This window comes from Chitinophaga filiformis, from assembly GCF_900102545.1.
GTDB lineage: Bacteria > Bacteroidota > Bacteroidia > Chitinophagales > Chitinophagaceae > Chitinophaga > Chitinophaga filiformis.
The window spans coordinates 93055-110723 of the sequence record NZ_FNBN01000003.1; the positions used below are offsets into that span (position 1 = coordinate 93055).

14 protein-coding genes and 1 riboswitch are annotated in these 17669 nt (G+C 45.3%); of the genes, 8 read left to right on the forward strand and 6 right to left on the reverse strand.

Annotated elements, in window-relative coordinates:
- Positions 1–2 precede the first annotated feature (2 nt).
- The gene (locus BLR32_RS12790) at positions 3–1262 is read right to left on the reverse strand and encodes an MFS transporter (protein ID WP_089832325.1); all 1260 of its coding nucleotides are present in this window, start codon (positions 1260–1262) and stop codon (positions 3–5) included.
- Between the two features lie 301 nt (positions 1263–1563).
- Here BLR32_RS12790 and BLR32_RS12795 point away from each other — a divergent pair, with 301 nt between their 5' ends.
- Entirely contained in the window at positions 1564–3693 is a 2130-nt protein-coding gene (locus BLR32_RS12795) for a carboxy terminal-processing peptidase (RefSeq protein ID WP_089832327.1), read from the forward strand.
- Positions 3694–3770: 77 nt separating this feature from the next.
- Here the strand turns inward: BLR32_RS12795 and BLR32_RS12800 are convergent, their stop codons facing one another.
- The gene (locus tag BLR32_RS12800; protein ID WP_089832330.1) at positions 3771–4655 is read right to left on the reverse strand and encodes a transglutaminase-like domain-containing protein; all 885 of its coding nucleotides are present in this window, start codon (positions 4653–4655) and stop codon (positions 3771–3773) included.
- Between the two features lie 23 nt (positions 4656–4678).
- A complete protein-coding gene (gene topA / locus BLR32_RS12805) occupies positions 4679–7033 on the reverse strand; it encodes a type I DNA topoisomerase (protein ID WP_089832332.1) in 2355 nt (784 codons plus the stop codon).
- 305 nt (positions 7034–7338) lie between these two features.
- On the opposite strand from topA, the gene BLR32_RS12810 reads away from it, so the two are divergent.
- The 4 genes from BLR32_RS12810 to BLR32_RS12825 all read left to right on the forward strand — a co-directional run bounded on the left by BLR32_RS12810 (position 7339) and on the right by BLR32_RS12825 (position 10326).
- A complete protein-coding gene (locus tag BLR32_RS12810) occupies positions 7339–8103 on the forward strand; it encodes a Rossmann-like and DUF2520 domain-containing protein (protein ID WP_089832334.1) in 765 nt (254 codons plus the stop codon).
- Positions 8104–8223: 120 nt separating this feature from the next.
- Positions 8224–8745 (forward strand): KdsC family phosphatase, encoded by a 522-nt coding sequence (locus tag BLR32_RS12815; RefSeq protein ID WP_089832336.1) that lies wholly within the window; start codon positions 8224–8226, stop codon positions 8743–8745.
- Positions 8746–8800: 55 nt separating this feature from the next.
- A complete protein-coding gene (locus tag BLR32_RS12820) occupies positions 8801–9742 on the forward strand; it encodes a geranylgeranylglycerol-phosphate geranylgeranyltransferase (RefSeq protein WP_089832338.1) in 942 nt (313 codons plus the stop codon).
- Complete coding sequence (locus BLR32_RS12825) at positions 9742–10326, forward strand: Maf family protein (protein WP_089832340.1); 585 nt, start codon at positions 9742–9744, stop codon at positions 10324–10326. Before BLR32_RS12820 ends, BLR32_RS12825 begins: the two co-directional genes overlap by 1 nt.
- A gap of 48 nt (positions 10327–10374) precedes the next feature.
- Here BLR32_RS12825 and BLR32_RS12830 read toward each other — a convergent pair whose 3' ends face one another.
- The 3 genes from BLR32_RS12830 to BLR32_RS12840 form a co-directional block, all read right to left on the reverse strand.
- On the reverse strand, positions 10375–10749 hold the full coding sequence (locus BLR32_RS12830; protein WP_089832342.1) for an iron chaperone: 375 nt from the start codon (positions 10747–10749) through the stop codon (positions 10375–10377).
- Between the two features lie 209 nt (positions 10750–10958).
- Positions 10959–12155 carry a homoserine dehydrogenase gene (locus tag BLR32_RS12835; RefSeq protein ID WP_089832344.1) on the reverse strand — a complete coding sequence of 399 codons (1197 nt, stop codon included), beginning with the start codon at positions 12153–12155 and terminating at the stop codon, positions 10959–10961.
- A gap of 87 nt (positions 12156–12242) precedes the next feature.
- Positions 12243–13421 (reverse strand): trans-sulfuration enzyme family protein, encoded by a 1179-nt coding sequence (locus tag BLR32_RS12840; RefSeq protein ID WP_089832346.1) that lies wholly within the window; start codon positions 13419–13421, stop codon positions 12243–12245.
- Positions 13422–13577: 156 nt separating this feature from the next.
- Positions 13578–13694, reverse strand: a riboswitch (SAM riboswitch).
- A 254-nt stretch (positions 13695–13948) separates the two neighbouring features.
- Between BLR32_RS12840 and BLR32_RS12845 the strand changes: the two genes are divergently transcribed.
- The 3 genes from BLR32_RS12845 (at position 13949) to BLR32_RS12855 (ending at position 17648) form a co-directional block, all read left to right on the forward strand.
- Positions 13949–14431 carry a hypothetical protein gene (locus BLR32_RS12845; RefSeq protein ID WP_089832348.1) on the forward strand — a complete coding sequence of 161 codons (483 nt, stop codon included), beginning with the start codon at positions 13949–13951 and terminating at the stop codon, positions 14429–14431.
- A 105-nt stretch (positions 14432–14536) separates the two neighbouring features.
- Complete coding sequence (locus BLR32_RS12850) at positions 14537–15835, forward strand: DUF2851 family protein (RefSeq protein WP_089832350.1); 1299 nt, start codon at positions 14537–14539, stop codon at positions 15833–15835.
- Positions 15836–16799: 964 nt separating this feature from the next.
- Complete coding sequence (locus BLR32_RS12855) at positions 16800–17648, forward strand: hypothetical protein (protein ID WP_143011458.1); 849 nt, start codon at positions 16800–16802, stop codon at positions 17646–17648.
- Positions 17649–17669 lie beyond the last annotated feature (21 nt).

Sequence of the window (17669 nt, forward strand, 5' to 3'; positions counted from 1 at the left end):
GGTCAGGGCTTCAGGTCCAGCTTACGCATGGCGGGAGAGATAATGTAGGTAGTGATTACCACTCCCAGGGTTACGCAACCGCCAAATACCACTGATGGCACCAATCCCATCAGGCGGGCGGTAAGGCCGCTCTCAAAGGCGCCCAGCTCGTTGGAGGAACCAACAAACATGGAGCTCACCGCTGCTACCCGTCCCCGCATGTCATCGGGTGTTTTGAGCTGCAGGATAGTCTGGCGGATGATCACGCTGATACCATCCAGTACGCCGCTGATCAGCAGGGCGATGAAAGAAAGGGCAAAACTGGTGGACACCCCGAATACGATGATACACAATCCGAAACCGAAAACAGCCGCTAGCAGCTTAAGCCCGGGATGATTGACCAGGGGCCTGTAAGCCAGAACGAACATAGTGGTCAGCGAACCAATAGCTACTGCCGCCCGCAGGAAACCGAATTCCAGCGAACCTACATGCAACACATCTGTTGCGAAGATGGGCAACATAGACACAGCTCCTCCAAACAATACTGCAAACATGTCCAGCGCCATGGCATTCAATACCACTTTGGTCTTCCACACAAAACGCATCCCCTTCGTCAGCCCGTCAAAGAAACTCTCTCCCTGTGGCTTATAGTGAATAGGCTTGGGCTTTATTTTGATCAGACTATACAAAGGCGCAAAGAAAACGCCCACTACGATCAGCATAGACCAGTGAATACCAAACAGATAGATGAATAGACCGCCCAGCGCCGGACCCGCCATCCCACCGATCTGCCAGGCACTGCTACTCCAGGTAGAGCCATTGGCATACAGATTCCGGGGCACAATCAACGCCATCATGGAGAAGTTGGCAGGACTCAGAAAGGCTCTTGCCACACCACCCAGGAATACCAGGAAGTAAATCATATTCAATACCCATTGTGTAGAAATGCCGGCTACCGCTTTGTCCCAGGTCAGCAGGAACAACCCCAGACCCATAAGGATATAGGCAATTACACATGCGATTAATAAACCACGTTTCTCCCGCTTGTCCACAATATGTCCGGCAAAGGGAGCTACCAGCACCGCTGGGATCACTTCTGCGAGCCCGATAAGGCCCAGTGCAAAAGGATCATGTGTCAGTGCATTCACTTTCCACTCTATGATGGTGAACTGCATTGCTAATGCAAACACCATGGCAAAACGGATAACGAGATAATAGTTGAATTCTGGAATACGTAGCGATGCGTAAGGGTCGTTCTTGATAGTAGTCTCCTGATTCTCCACTGTGCAGTTTTTATGGCCGTCGCAAAAATAGAGAATTTGCCCCATTACCCGGTCCTTCAATCTGATAAGTGGTAATATAAAATCCCGCTAAGATGTTTACTTTTATGTATAAAGTCCCCTCCGGAATTTGGTCTGGTTTTAGCATCTGTAAAGCGGTAAAATGTGGCAACCTGTTAAATGCGAGTTAATTGCATGCAATGCTGCATCACACTGTTTCTCAATCTTTTGTTAAAAGCAAATTGCCCTTCTGGTTGAATGGGCTATTTTATGCTATATTTGATGACGTTCAATTTTGGATTCTATGAGAAGAATGAAAGTGATTATACCAGTTGCATTGCTTATGATCTCAATGGGGGTTTTAGCTTTCAGCAAACTGCATAAAGAAGACCCTCCAGGCAGATACGAAGTGATCATGGGCCTGGTTGGGCAGATACTAACCCAGGGGCACTATCAACCTAAGGAGATTAACGACGCTTACTCTAAAGAAGTTTTTGATAAATACCTGAAGAGCCTGGACAGTGAAAAGAAGTTTTTCCTGAAAAGTGATATCAAAGGGCTGGAGGCCGTATCCACCCACATCGACGATGAGCTGCAGGGCGCTCCGCTCGACTGCTTCAATGCCATCAACGCCATCATCAAACAACGTGTTTCCGAAGCTGCCTCCATCTACCCGGAACTGCTCTCCAAACCGTTTGACTTTACCAAAGATGAAAAGGTAGTGCTGGATCCCGACAAGATCGATTACCCCGATAATCTTGAAGAACGTAAAGAAGCCTGGAGAAAAGTACTGAAATACCGTACATTGGAAAAGCTGACGGAACTGCAGGACTCCCGCGACAAGCTGAAAGATAAGCCTAACGAGAAGGAAAAGATTAAAACTGACGCAGAACTGGAAGCTGAAGCCAGGGCGAAAGTTAAAACTGTATACGACCGTTATTTCGATCGTCTGAAGAACAGACAGGATGATAACGAGCGTTTCAGCATGTTCATAAATGCTATTACTACCACCATGGACCCGCATACTGATTTCTTCCCGCCAGCTGAAAAGAGGGCTTTTGAAGAGCAGATGGCCGGTAAGTTCTTCGGTATCGGCGCTCAGCTGAAAGAAGAAGATGGTAAGATCAAGATCGCCAGTATCGTAACAGGTAGCGCCAGCTGGAAAGATGGTCGCCTGAAAGCGAATGATGCCATTCTGAAGGTTGCACAGGGCGATAAAGAACCAGTGGATATCACCGGTTACGCTGTAGAAGATGCCGTGAAACTGATCCGCGGTAACAAGGGTTCTGTTGTAAAACTGACGGTGAAGAGTGTGGATGGTACCGTGAAAGTGATCGATATCACCCGCGATGAAGTAGTACTGGATGACACCTTTGCAAAATCAGCTATTATCAATGGTCAACATAAACTTGGTTACATCTACCTGCCTGAATTCTATGCAGACTTCAACGACAGGAACGGCGCCCGTTGCGCAGAAGACGTAGCTAAAGAGATCACCAAACTGAAAGCAGAAAATGTAGAGGGTATCATCCTCGATCTGCGCTTCAATGGTGGTGGTTCCCTGCAGGATGTTGTACAGATGGCCGGCCTGTTCATTCCGGAAGGTCCTATCGTACAGGTGAAATCACGCAGTGGCGATCCAATGGTGCTCCGCGACCGCGATAAGAGCGTACAGTACGGTGGCCCGCTGGCAATTATGGTCAACGAGTACAGTGCTTCCGCTTCCGAGATCATGGCAGCAGCTATGCAGGATTACAAACGTGCAGTGATCATTGGTAGCAATACCTTCGGTAAAGGAACTGTACAGCGTATGCTGAACCTGGACGACTTCTACTCTAATAAAGAAATAGGTGCACTGGGTGCTATTAAACTGACCCAGCAGAAGTTCTACCGTGCAAATGGTGGTTCTACCCAGCTGAAAGGTGTAGCTTCCGATATCCAGCTGCCTGACCCATATTATGAAGTAGCAGAGCGTAAAGACAATGATGCGCTGGCATGGGATGAAATTCCAAAAGCATCCTTCACGCCATGGTACGAACCGGTTCCGGTAGATGCACTGAAAAGGAACAGCGAGAAAAGGGTAGCAGCCAGTGAGGCATTCAAAATGATGAATGACAATATCTCAACGCTGAAAAAGATGGAAAGCCAGGAAGCCTATTCACTAAATCAACAGACATATAGAGCAGAGCAGAAGACTAACAACGCTGCCCTGAAACGTTATGATTCAGTAAATGACAAGGTGAAGGAACTGAATATCAGCAGCCTGAAAACAGACCTGGACAGACTGTCCGCTGATTCTGCGAAACTGGCCCGTAACAGGGACTGGCTGAAATTCAGACAGAAAGATATCTACCTGGATGAAGCTGTAAATGTCATGAATGACCTGATCGCATTGTCTTACCCTAAATTACAGGGTAAACCAGCTAACAAATAATCATACACTTCAAGTATAAATGAAAAGGCGGCCTGTTTTAAACAGACCGCCTTTTTTATTAGTTATCAGCGAGTAGCTTATTGTTCCAGTTTATCTCCCAGTAGCTTTATCAGGGTCCTCAACTCATCCCTTTTATACTCTTCCTTCTCATCTTGAAAGCACTTCAGCAACTCTTCCAGCAGGAACTGTATAATTCTCCTGGTCGACTGTGGCTGATAGTAGGAGGGCGTGATAGGAATGGACATCCGTTTCAGATATCCTTCTACATCCTGGTGTGAATAGATCTGTCCCTGAATAGGATCTATGAAGAAAAGGATCCGATTGTCTTCTGGCCTGGGCGTTTCGGTAAAGTCATAGAACGTATCGAAATAACCCAGTATGAACTGCCGGGGGATATTTACAGCATATACCGGAAGGTCCAGCATAGCGCAGAGGCTCTGGTATACGATACCGTTAGTCAGCGGATTACCCTTGCGGGATTCTATCACCTGGTTGATGAAGAACTGGTTCTTACGTACATAGGCTACTTCTTCCCCTTTCAGTCCGAAGTAATTATAGATCATGCTGTTCAGCACATTGATCTGTTCCAGCGGAGTAAGATAGTTGTTCAATTCCAGCCAGATATTCCGTTTGATCCTTTCAATTTCAGCTACCACATTACCGGGCTGCATATCCGGGAACTGGTATTGAGCTACCAGTATGGAGCCCTGCAGCAGATCAGGCGATTCTGTCTTGCTCCATGAATGAAGGGCTACCTGTAAATCTTTATAATGCACGCGGTGTATCAGCTGCTCAATCCTTTCCTGGATGGATTCATCCACCGTGTTTTCCCATAAGTGCTCGAGGTTGGGAATGATCTCTTTTCCAAACAGTAATATCTTGTTGGCAACAGTATCATACACCTCCTGGTCCGGATCATCCAAAAGGTGGAACAAGGCATTTATTTCTTTGGTCTCGTGCATAAAATGAATGTACAGGTGTCCATTTATTCCGCCTTCTTCTTCCTCGGTGGCGCCTTCTTCTTTGGAGGATTTGCTTTGACATCTTCGATGATGGCTTTAGCTTCTTCCAGTGTTATGTCAGCGGCGGTATCAATCTTTTCTTTCGGTATCTTATAATTCCTCAGTCCCTGTTTTATATACGGTCCGTAGGGGCCTTTCAGTATCTGAATCTTCTCTTTTTCGAAGATTTTTATTGTACGTTCATCCTTTGCGGCTCTCTTTTCCACTATCAGCGGTGCTATTTCATCCAGCTCCACTGTGTAGGGGTCCATTTCCTTTTTCAGGGAATAGAATTTCTTGTCATGTGCTGCATAAGGTCCGAACCGCCCAATGTTCACCAGTACATCTTCGTCTTCAAACTTACCCAGGTTACGTGGGAGTTTGAACAGTTCCATTGCTTCCTCTAAAGTAATAGTTTCTATACTTTGAGTAGACTTCATTTTTGCGAACTTCGGCTTCTCTTCGTCTTCTGCTTTACCGATCTGGATCATCGGACCATAGCGGCCCATACGTGCCACGATTGGTTTGCCTGTTTCTGCATCGGTGCCCAGCTGGCGTTCGCCTTTCACTCTTTCCGCCTTTTCCAGTGTGTTTTCCACATCTTTATGGAAAGGAGTGTAGAAGTCATTCAGCATCTTATTCCAGATCTTCTTACCATGGGCCACCTCGTCAAATTCTCCTTCGATCTTCGCTGTAAAACCGTAATCCATCACGGAACCAAAGTACTGGTTCAGGAAGTCCGTTACGATCATACCCAGATCCGTCGGGAACAGTTTTGACTTTTCAGCGCCTGTATTTTCTGTATCAGTAACCTTTGTGATCTTGTCAGCTTTCAGGCTCATGATACGGAAATCTCTTTTTATTCCTTCCTTATCACGTTTCTCAACATAGCCACGTTTCTGAACGGTAGTGATGGTAGGAGCGTAGGTGGATGGACGTCCGATACCCAGTTCCTCCAGTTTCTTTACCAGGCTGGCCTCTGTATAACGGGGGGCAGGACGGGTAAAACGCTCAGTAGCCTTCATTTCTTTCAGGTCAAGCGCCTGTTTTACCGCTAATGGTGGTAAAGAGCCGTCATCTTCGTCCTCGTCGCTCACATCTTCATCGTCTTTGCCTTCCATGTATACTTTCAGGAATCCGTCAAATTTCAACACTTCACCACTGGCTGTCAGCTCATCATGGTTGGTGGAGATGTCTATTTTGGCAATGGTCTTTTCCAGTTCTGCATCACTCATCTGGCTGGCGATAGTACGTTTCCAGATCAGTTCATACAGCTTTTTGGTATCGCTGTCATCAACAGACGCATTTTCCATATAGGTAGGGCGGATGGCCTCGTGCGCTTCCTGTGCTGATTCATTTTTGTTCTTGAACTTACGGTGCTGATGATATTTCTGTCCGTAGTTGGTCACAATGGCGTTCTGGATATCTGCGAGGGCTGTATCTGACAGGTTCACAGAGTCAGTACGCATATAAGTGATCTTACCGCTTTCATACAGCTTCTGTGCCAGCAACATCGTTTTGGAAACGCTGTAGCCCAGCTTGCGGCTGGCTTCCTGCTGGAGGGTAGAAGTGGTGAATGGGGCCGCCGGCGATTTCTTACCAGGTTTTACCTGTATGTCCTTCACCGTATAAGCCGCGCCAACACACTGCTGAAGGAACTTTTCAGCATCTTCGGCAGTCTTGAAACGGGTAGGTCCTTCAGCCTTAAAAGTAATATTTTTGCCCTGAAGATCTTTAGCAGTAAAGAAGGCTTCTACCTTAAAACTGCTAACGGCGTTGAATGTATTGATTTCACGCTCCCGCTCTACGATCAGTCTTACCGCTACAGATTGCACACGGCCGGCAGATAATGAATTACGCATGCTCATCTTACGCCAGAGCACGGGGGATAATTCAAAACCTACAATTCTGTCGAGTATACGCCTGGCCTGCTGGGCATTAACCAGGTTCATATCTAATAGGCGGGGTTGTTGTACGGCTTTTTCGATGGCTGGCTTGGTAATTTCATGGAAAACGATACGTTTGGTAACCTCGGGATCAAGACCCAATACCTCACATAAATGCCACGATATGGCCTCACCCTCACGGTCCTCATCCGTTGCTAACCAAACTTCCTCAGTTTCCTTCGCAAGCTTCTTTAATTCTTTAACTATCTTCTCTTTATCCTCAGGTATAGTATACTTAGGTTTAAAGTTGTTGGGGATGTCGATACCCATATCATCCTTCTCCAGATCACGGATGTGACCAAAGCAGGATTTTACCTCGAAGTCTTTGCCCAGTATCTTTTCGATGGTCTTGGCTTTCGCCGGAGACTCAACAATTACTAGATTTTTTGCCATGAATGCCGTCTTTATGAGCTACTAGATACGTAAAATTCCGTATAAAAAATACAAATACGAATTTTGCAAGTATATAAAAGTAGCTTGAGAATAAAAAATAAGACTGTTTTAACGCATTGAAGGTAAATGTAATATTTTTGATAAAATCATTAAAAATGAGTCGTTAACAGTTTAATAGTTAAATTGCTGGATAAGAACGTTGCTAAACGCGAAGTAACCTGACCATATAAAGATATGAGTGCAATACCTCCGCATGCTATTTCTTGAAAACCGGTACACCATAATATATATTAACCTTACACAGAATGGATATAGTAATTATTGGCGCAGGGAACGTAGCGCATTGTTTTGGTCATTTACTGAAACTGCATGGTCACCAGATTCTGCAGGTAATCAGCCGTAAAAAGGAAAATGCTGTTGAGCTGGCAGAATCATTACATTCTTCCGGTACAGACGATCTGCTGGATATTAATATGGAGGCAGACCTTTACCTGATGGCCGTAAGTGACGCCGCTATCCCTGAGCTGAACGACGAGCTGAGACTGGGAAAACGTTTTGTAGTGCATACTGCCGGAGCAGTGCCCCTCGATGCCATTAAAAAGATCTCCCTCAATACGGGCGTGATCTATCCCTTGCAATCCCTCCGGAAAGAAGTCCGGAATTATCCTGCCATCCCCTTGCTGCTGGAAGCTGCTAACGATGAGGTGATGCGAAGGGTAAAACCGGTAGCGCAGAGCATCAGTCCTGATATTCAGGAAGTTAACTCACATCAACGCCTTCAGTTACACCTGGCGGCGGTACTGTGTAATAACTTTACCAACCACCTGATAGCCAGAGCGAAGCGTTACTGTGAGAAGGAAGGACTGGACTTTACATTATTACAGCCTATTATAAAGGAAACCTTCGACCGCCTGGAGAAATTTCCGCCTGAAACTGTTCAGACCGGCCCGGCAGTACGCAATGATGAGACGACCATGTCCAGCCATCGTGCCCTGCTGGAAAATGAAGAATACCTGAAACTGATCTACCAGGTCATGTCAGATAGCATTTATGATTTCCACCGCAGCTGACATATAAAAATCTGTGGTACTTTTGCCAAATTCAATCAGGAACCAAAGAACCAGTGAGCGGAATTTTATACAGGATCCCGAAGGCCGGTTCTTCGTCTCCTGACTCCTAATTTATTCTCAATGAACATATTATCTCTTTTTAAACCTATCTCCACTTTTGTATTTGATGTTGATGGCGTGCTGACAGACGGCACTGTGCAGTTGTTGCCCAATGGAGAGCAGTCCCGGAAAATGAATATCAGGGACGGCTATGCATTACAACTGGCGGTGAAGAAAGGTTACCGCGTCGTAATCATTTCCGGGGGAAAATCCGAAAGTGTAGTCAGCCGCTTACAAGGCCTGGGTATAAAAGATATCTATACAGGCGTTTTAGACAAACAGGAGAAACTGCAGGACTATGTATTTGAAAACGACCTGCGCTGGGAAGAGATCATATTTATGGGAGATGATATCCCTGATTACCGGGCGATGCAACTGGTAGGTTTGCCGGTATGTCCCGCAGATGCTGCTCCCGAAATCAAGAGCATCAGCCGGTATGTATCCCCTGTTACAGGCGGCAATGGTTGTGTGCGGGAGATCATTGAGAAAGTCCTGAAACTGAACAATCACTGGATGATGGATGAGGAGATCGCCAGCCGTTAACGGGTGCGGCTATGTTATATATAACTGGAATTACTTTTACCGCAATTATTGAACTATGAAATTGCTGATTGCCTTTTTAAGGCTGATCCGATATCCGAATCTGATCTATATAGCGCTAACCCAGTTCCTGCTGCAATATTGTGTAGTAGCGCCTGTGTTGGAATATAACGGAGAAGGACCCTCCCTCTCCTGGCCTTCTTTTTTCCTGTTGTCTCTTTCTACTGTATTGATCGCAGCTGCAGGAAATATTATCAATGACTATTTCGACATCAATATAGATATTATCAACAAACCTGAAAAGATGGTGCTTGATAAGATCATTAACCGCCGCTGGGCAATGGCCTGGCACACCATATTTAATATGGCGGGCGTGTCGATCGGTTTTATTGTAGCCTGGCAGATCGGCCATATATATCTGGGGTTCACCCAGGTGATCTGTTCTCTGATCCTCTGGTTCTATTCCACTTCCTTCAAACGCCAGATCCTGATCGGCAATGTGCTGATCTCCCTGCTGACGGCCCTGGCAGTAGTGGTAGTGGGCTTTTATGAAAAGCAGATATATGAAAGCTTCGAAGCGATTATGTCGCCAACAGGCAGAAAACTGATCCAGGTGATCGGTGTATACGCCCTGTTCGCTTTTGTCATCTCCCTGGTGCGCGAGATAGTAAAAGACCTGGAAGATATGATCGGCGACGCTAAGGATGGCTGCCGCACTATCCCCATTGTATGGGGAGTAGAGCCCGCTAAACGTATCTGTTATATGCTGTTATTGGCCCTACAGATCCTGATCGTGCTGGTAGAAATAAGAATAGGATTTATCGGATGGTGGCCGGCTATTATCTACCTGGTACTGTTTGTACAGGCGCCCGCTTATTATATTTATAACCTGTTGAAAAAGGCGCATTTGCCGGAACATTATCACAGGGTAAGTTCATTGGTGAAATGGCTGATGCTGACCGGCATCCTGTCTATGATCTTCTTTAAAATATTCCTCTGATGTATACCGGAAAACGTGTGATCCTGGCTTCGCAGTCGCCACGCAGAAAACAACTGCTGGAACAGGCAGGTATTCCTTTTGAAGTGAAAGTGGTGGATACCGCTGAAACCTTTCCTGCTGATATGGCTATCCCGGAAGTACCTGTACATATTGCCCGGCAGAAATCTGCCGCTGTAGCGGCATTGTGCACAGCAGATGATATCATCATCACAGCAGATACTGTTGTTGTTTTAGATGATACTATTATAGGCAAACCTAAAGACAGAGAGGATGCTATTCGCATCTTGTCAGCCCTGAGTGGCCGGATACACAGGGTTATCACAGGTGTGGTGATCAAACAGGAACGGGAGGAATTGTCTTTCTCCAAGGAAACCGCTGTACATTTCAAACCGCTCACTGCTGAACAGATCACTTACTATGTAGATAACTACAAGCCCTACGATAAAGCTGGTGCTTACGCCATCCAGGAATGGATAGGAGCGGTGGGTATAGATCGTATTGATGGTTGCTTCTATAATGTAATGGGACTTCCGGTAAGCAATGTTGTGGAAGCACTTGAATCTATTGCTACTAAAAGCAACTAATTCGGAGATGACGTATAATTAGACATGCGTCATCTCAATTATATTGATTTACTTTTTCTTTTTCTCCTTCTCTTTTTCTGTATTTTGTTTCACCCTGTACTCCACGATCCTTGTGATCAATGCCAATGGCATAGGCTGATCCAGCGGAAACTGTACAGACCCCTTTCCCTGTTTATATACAGACAGTTCCTTTTCAAATGCTTTGATACCTGTTGGCGCAGGGTAGAAACCTATGTGACTTTTAAACGCTGCAAAGTGCACCAGGTTGCCTTTCAGTACGAACGTCGGTATGGCATATTTGATGGCCTCTGTAGCCTCGGGGGCGGCTTTACGGATAGTAGCGCGCACTTCCTGTAATCGGGCCTGTACATCTTCAGGAAATTCAGCAATGTAGGTATCAATGTTTGGAGCAGCGTTTTTCATGAGATGGGGTTTTATGCAAATATACAAACCACCACTATAGAGAGGAGCTTTAGACTTCTAAAACTAAAAATAAGAGAGGATATATCCAAAATAATGAACGGATTCAGGATCGTCTAAATGATTACCTGAATCCGTCGGATACCGGATAAAAAAGAGCCTGCATCATACTTGATACAGGCTCTCCATGTATATGGTTGATTAATGAAGACTTAGCGTCCGAGTTCTTCTTCCAGCACCAACAGGTTCACATCCTTGTTCTTCAACCAGGAAGCCGATTTCATTTTCTCCAGGTTGATAACACCTACCACATAGCTGTAAGTAGCAGACTCGTATTTCTCAGAGATATTGTAGAAGTCAGCAAGATGTACCTGATCGGCTGTGCGGTAACGCAGATATACTTTCAGTTGTACATCATTGGTAAAAGCAGGCTGATTGGATTGTTTGATTTTTTTATACTCGTACCGGTAGTTATACAGTAATGCAGAGATGTCTGACAACACTGCACTACCCGTAGCGGTACCACCTGCACCCTTACCTACAAAGAACTGTTTATCGGTGAATGCACTCTCCAGCAGGATACCATTGTATTCGTTGTATACATCATACAATAGGTTATGTTCCCTGATCAGATGTGGCAGTACATATGCATTCACATGACCATTCTGCCTGCGGCAATTGCCTATCAGCTTAATAGTACAGTTACGTTGTTTTGCAAATTGTATATCAAAATCATTCAGATGATGGATACCATAGTTGAACACTTCTTCCGGTTTTACGAAAGTGCCGAAGGCATGTAATAAAAGGATCACGATCTTGAACTTAGGATCATATCCTTCAATATCCAGGGTAGGGTCAGTTTCTGCGAAACCCTTGTCCTGCGCCTGTTGCAGCGCTGTTTCAAAGCTCAGGTTCTCTTCAAATATCTTGGTGAGGATGTAATTGGTAGAACCGTTGCAGATACCTTCCACAGCATTCAGCAGGTCATTGTCATAGTATTCTTCCAGGTTACGGATGATAGGAATACTTGCGCAGCTGGATGCTTCATAGAGAAAAGGTACTTTGTTTTCTACCTGCAGCTGGTATAATGCAGGCAGGTTTTCAGCGATCATGCGTTTGCTGGCACTCACTACTGCCTTGCCATTACGCAGTGCTGTACTTACAATCTCGAATGCAGCTTCTGTGTCATTGATCAATTCCACCACTACATCAATGGTAGGATCATTAAGGATTTCATTTTTGTCAGTAGTAAAGTAGCTGGCGTCAATAGGACGCGATTTGTTAGGATCTTTGATACATATCTTTTTGATACGGGCATTGATACCTTTTGTTCTGTTGAGTACCTCGTATAACCCTTGTCCCACACAACCAAATCCGAAAATACCTAAATTGATGATCTTGTTTTCCATGTTCTATACTTAGTGCTTATATACTTCCTTTAATGCAGCAGCTTGATAAAAAGCAAGCCGCATTACTTTTAATGAATAATATGATTGTTACTGTAATACTGTGATCTGTTTTCCTGCAGGCAGATTGAGTTTGTCCAATGCCTGTTTCAGATCATTGATCAGGTCTTCAGCATCCTCGATACCTACAGACAGGCGGATACAGGAATCCTGCAGTCCGGTTTTTTTCCTGAATTCTTCCGGGATGTTACGGTGAGTCATTGTAGCTGGATGATCCAGCATACTTTTTACTCCTCCAAAACTCTCTGCGAGTTTAAACAGTTTAGTGCTGTTCACCACGCGGATTGCATTCTTTATGTTATCGCTTTTTAGAGAGAAGCTGACAAGTGCGCCGTATTGTTTCTGCTGTTTACGTGCGATATGATGGTTCTTATGCGTGCTTAGTCCCGGGTAAAATACCTTATCCACTGCGGGATGTGTAGACAACCAGGTAGCAACAGCCATGGCATTGCTACATTGTTTATCCAGGCGCAGGCAGAGGGTTTCAATACCTCTGATAGTCAGCCATGCCTCAAACGGGCTGAGTATACTGCCGGAAATATTCTGGTTAAAGCGCAGTTGATCTGCCAGTGTTTTTGAATTCACTACTACCAGTCCGGCAATAACATCTGTATGACCTGCCAGGTATTTGGTAGCGCTGTGTATCACTATATCAGCGCCCAATGGCATCGGTTGCTGTATCAATGGTGTACAGAGTGTATTGTCCACCACCAGCAAAACATTATGCTGTTTAGCTATTTTGCTGATAGATTTGATATCAGATACGCGTAACGTAGGATTGGTGGGAGATTCCAGCCATATCATCTTCGTATTGGGAGTGATAGCCGCCAGTACTTTGTCGGTATTGCTGGTATCCACGAAGTTTGCTTTGATGCCAAAGCGTTCAAACATATGCTGGAACATCTGGAAAATACCGCCATAGGTATCTTCCACGGCCATGATCTCGTCGCCGCTTTTCAACAGTTTCATCACAGCATCAATAGCCGCCATACCACTGGCGAAAGCAAAACCCGCATGTCCTTCTTCCAGGCTGCAGATGATGTTTTCCAGCACTTTGCGTGTAGGATTATTGGCACGGGAAAATTCAAATCCCTTGTTGATCCCCGGAGATTCCTGCACGAAAGTGGAGGTCTGGTAGATGGGAACGGAAATGGCGCCCGTCAATTCATCCACCGGGATGCTATGCAATAATTGAGTAGCTATTTTCAATCTTCAAAGCAATTATACTGTTTATTATACCCTGGTTGGCATATGCACAATCAGACGATTCATTCAATGACTTCCAGATATAGGGGCATAAAAAAAGCCCTTCCGTAGTTGGAAGAGCCTTCAGGTATTTTATTACGATGAATATCAATCTCTGCCAACTTATCTTCCCTCGGTTATCGTATAACCGGGGCCGGAATTAGCACCTTTCCCTGTATTACAGGTTGGTTGCTAAGGCATCGCAGGGCCAAGTCCCTCCGCCTTTCTGGATAAGTCATGTGTAAGAACTGGGTGCAAAGTTAAAGGTACTTTGATGAAATTTCCAAAAAGGAATATTTTTTCATCTCTTAGATTTAAGAAAAAATGTAATATAAAGCTGAATTGGCTATATCTTTAGGGATTGTGGACGCTGATAGAAATCATCGCAGGCCTGAACCAGAACTTTTAATTCAGTTTCAATAGGATATTGTATGAATAGGGACCAAAGGAAGACTATCTTTTATCTCTTCTGTTTAATCTGTATCGTTCCTATGTTTTTTGCCGGAGCATTGCTGCTTGGAAAATGGATAGATAAAAAAAAGATCGAAAGAATAAAGGCTGATCCTGCCAGTGCAGTTGGATTTATTTATAAGTCAAAAACGACAGGAAAAGGGGAAAAGGTTTGGTCGGAATATTTTGTTAACGGTAAAAGATACGAGGTTAAAGGGTTACCTCCCGGTGGAGCAAACGTACAAGTAGATATGTTTTTCCGAGTAATATATGAACGAAAACATCCCGACAACAGTATCATTGACTTTGCAATCCCTTTGTTTAGTGAAGAAGATATTACGAAGCAAACAACTGGTACTGTGGATTTAGTAAATCCTGCTACTGTGAGGTTCTTGTATAAAGTTAACGGAGAATCTTATAGTTGCATACAGGTGCTGCCTGAAGGAAGAACCGTAAAAAATGGAGAAACCTTTCCTGTAGAATACCTGGAACAAGATCCATGGATGGCAATTTTAAAACTGTAAAAAAAGCCATTGTATAAGTGAACGTTATTTTTTGCACCTACTTATTTTTTCACTAATTTGTTTTCCCTTTGAGTAATTTTTAATAACTCTGTTAACCAACCATTTATGACCATTGTGAATGTTGATCCTCTTTTGGCAGAAGAGCTATTTCAACACATCTGGCAGTTTCGCTTATTCACCCAATCTGCTCTTACAACACTGGAGGGCGAGCCTTTACACATAGAGCATCCCGGTCAGCATAACCGGCATGCCGGACCTGATTTTACTGCCGCAAGGATCCGCATCGGGGAAACACTTTGGGTGGGAAATGTGGAACTGCATCTGAAAACGTCTGACTGGTTCCGACATGGACATCAGCATGACCTGCAATACCGGAATGTGATCCTGCATGTGGTTTTTGAACACGACATGAAAGGAGGGACGACAAATGGTATCCCTATCCTGGAGCTGCAACCTGCTGTTCCGAAGTTGCTGTTACAGCGGTATGAATCCTTGCGGCAATCTGCAGCCTTTGTACCCTGTGCCGCTCAGGTCACCGATGTTCCGTCACTGATCTGGACATGCTGGAAAGACCGTTTGCTGGTAGAGCGGCTGGAGCAGAAAGCGGATACATTCAAAGGCTGGCTGCTGCAAACACAGTATGACTGGGAAGAGGTCTGCTTCCGGGCCATTGCCAGAGCTGCAGGCATGCCTGTGAATGGAGAGGCATTCCTGCATTTAGCCCAGTCATTGCCTTACAGGTTGCTGGCACGCCAGCAGCATGACCTGACCTACCTCGAGGCATTGTTGTTCGGGCAGGCGGGAATGCTGGATGATACAGCCACTGACCCTTATATAAGAGGGCTCCAGCGGGAGTATCACTACCTGCAGCATAAGTACCATTTCACACCGCTGGCGGCAGGGCATTGGAAATGGCTGCGGATGCGTCCCGCTTCTTTTCCGTCTATGAAGATCGCTTTTCTCGCAGCGCTGCTGCACAAAGTCCCGCACCTCTTCTCCCGGATGCTGGATGCACCGGATGCCGCCTGTCTGGAAAAATTGTTACAAGTCCGGCCTTCAGATTACTGGCAGACACATTACAAATTTGGCAAACCTGTTAGCCGGACGCAGATGCCAGGTACACGGGCAATCCACAATATCCTGATCAATACGTTATTACCCCTTTTATACCTGTATGGCAGAGAAAAGGGCGATACCCGTTATCAGGAGAAAGCCATTGCCTTTCTGCGCCAGCTTCGCGCAGAGGAAAATCACGTGATGACCGGTTGGAATGCATTGAATATCAAGGCTGATTCTGCCGGGCAGAGTCAGGCATTATTGCAGCTGAAACAATACTATTGTGATGAAAAACATTGTCTGAAGTGCGCTGTCGGGGCAAGGTTACTTCGGTCGGATATTGCCTGAACCGGGGGGATTGAATTTCCTGCAGGTCCACCTTTAAGGCATGTCAAAGGCATAGTAAAGCCATGGTAAAGGCATGGTAAAGGCATGGATAAGGCGTACTTGTGTTTCCCGCAGGTCCACCTTTAAGGCATGTCAAAGGCATAGTAAAGCCATGGTAAAGGCATGGATAAGACGTACTTGCGTTTTTCGCAGGTCCACCTTTAAGGCATGTCAAAGGCATAGCAAAGCCATGGTAAAGGCATGTATAAGGCGTACTTGTGTTTCCCGCAGGTCCACCTTTGAGGCATGTCAAAGGCATAGTAAAGCTATGGTAAAGGCATGTATAAAGCGTACTTGCGTTTCTCGCAGGTCCACCTTTAAGGCATGGTAAAGCCATGGTAAAGGCATGTATAAAGCGTACTCGAGTTTCCCGCAGATTATCCAGTACCGAATACATACCGAATGCATAAGGACCCGATTACCTTTACCTGAGATTCGATAGAGATGGCTCCGAGATGGCTTAAACGAATCATCTCTTAATCTGGATTGGGTTGAGCCATGGGGATATATCCGCTGGCGGGGCCTATTCCGTCCATCGGGGCCCATTAGGTTTCCCGGGGGGCACCCCGGCCTACAAACACTGAGACTCCTGCCGGAGTCCTATTATGTTTTGTTAATAACGTGTTGCTATAAGCACAGATGCCTTTACTGTGCCTTTGCGGTGGGCCTCTGGTCTTGTCCAGTATTTGTAGCCTTGGGTTTCAACCCCGGAAATACAGCCCTTTCCCCCTCACGAAAGCTTCTGTAACCATTTCCTGGTTACGGCGTTATATATACATGGGCGTGGGTTTACAGACAAAAACAAATTTACACATGACAGAAAAAACGTGTAGGTTTGTAACGGTAGGCATACCAATATAATGCCCCCTACGTTTATATAGCATAGCCCGGCGGCTATACTCCTTAACTAAACAAATCTATACAGGTGAAAAGACTATACTCATCCTTGCTTCTTCTGGTCATGGCGGGTAGTTTGTATGCCCAGGATTCAAATACGGACGGACTTTCCAAAAAAGAACAGCGGGAACAACGCAAATTGAAGCGCATTTCATTGTTCAAACAAATGGAAGAAGGAGAGAACCTGTATCAGCGAGAATTCTCATTAGGTGCCAGAATAAATACAGATGGCTGGACCGGCCTGTTTGAACTAGGATACCGTAAGAGCAGGACCAAAGTGAATTATTTTCAGATTGAATTCGGTGAGAAAAAGAATCCCAAGGAGGATAAAAAGGCCGGACAACCCAAAGGCGTTGACCCTTACGGATTTATCTATTCAGAGAAACCCTACATATACGGTAAGCAAAATAACTTCTACCAGGTTAAGCTGGGCGTAGGACAGCAAAGGCTGATCGGTGGTAAAGCCAACAAGAATGGCGTACTCGTGAACGCGATCTATTATGGTGGCCTGTCTGTCGGTATGCTGAAACCTTATTACCTCAATATCGTAGATCCTAATACCGAACAGGGCGTACAGGTCAAATATGGTCAGAACCCTTTATATAACCAGGCATTCCTGGACAGGGCGTCTATTATAGGAGGAGCCGGATTCGGTAAAGGCTGGGGAGAACTCAGCATCGTTCCCGGTGTACATGCAAAAACAGGCCTGCGGTTCGACTGGGCCCGTTTCAATGAGGTGGTAAGTGCCCTGGAAGTAGGTGTGAACGCAGAATACTACACCAAGGATATCAATATTATGATAGACCAGGGGGCCAAAAAATTCTTCTTCAATGCATACATAGCACTTCAGTTTGGAAAGCGTTGGGATAAGAAATAGTTGAGAAGTATTAAATTTGTG

Excerpts from the sequence above, each read along its gene's own strand:
- BLR32_RS12795 (WP_089832327.1), top strand. The coding sequence starts at position 1,564 with ATGAGAAGAATGAAAGTGATTATACCAGTTGCATTGCTTATGATCTCA.
- BLR32_RS12800 (WP_089832330.1), bottom strand. The coding sequence starts at position 4,655 with ATGCACGAGACCAAAGAAATAAATGCCTTGTTCCACCTTTTGGATGAT.
- topA (WP_089832332.1), bottom strand. The coding sequence starts at position 7,033 with ATGGCAAAAAATCTAGTAATTGTTGAGTCTCCGGCGAAAGCCAAGACC.
- BLR32_RS12810 (WP_089832334.1), top strand. The coding sequence starts at position 7,339 with ATGGATATAGTAATTATTGGCGCAGGGAACGTAGCGCATTGTTTTGGT.
- BLR32_RS12815 (WP_089832336.1), top strand. The coding sequence starts at position 8,224 with ATGAACATATTATCTCTTTTTAAACCTATCTCCACTTTTGTATTTGAT.
- BLR32_RS12820 (WP_089832338.1), top strand. The coding sequence starts at position 8,801 with ATGAAATTGCTGATTGCCTTTTTAAGGCTGATCCGATATCCGAATCTG.
- BLR32_RS12825 (WP_089832340.1), top strand. The coding sequence starts at position 9,742 with ATGTATACCGGAAAACGTGTGATCCTGGCTTCGCAGTCGCCACGCAGA.
- BLR32_RS12830 (WP_089832342.1), bottom strand. The coding sequence starts at position 10,749 with ATGAAAAACGCTGCTCCAAACATTGATACCTACATTGCTGAATTTCCT.
- BLR32_RS12835 (WP_089832344.1), bottom strand. The coding sequence starts at position 12,155 with ATGGAAAACAAGATCATCAATTTAGGTATTTTCGGATTTGGTTGTGTG.
- BLR32_RS12845 (WP_089832348.1), top strand. The coding sequence starts at position 13,949 with ATGTTTTTTGCCGGAGCATTGCTGCTTGGAAAATGGATAGATAAAAAA.
- BLR32_RS12850 (WP_089832350.1), top strand. The coding sequence starts at position 14,537 with ATGACCATTGTGAATGTTGATCCTCTTTTGGCAGAAGAGCTATTTCAA.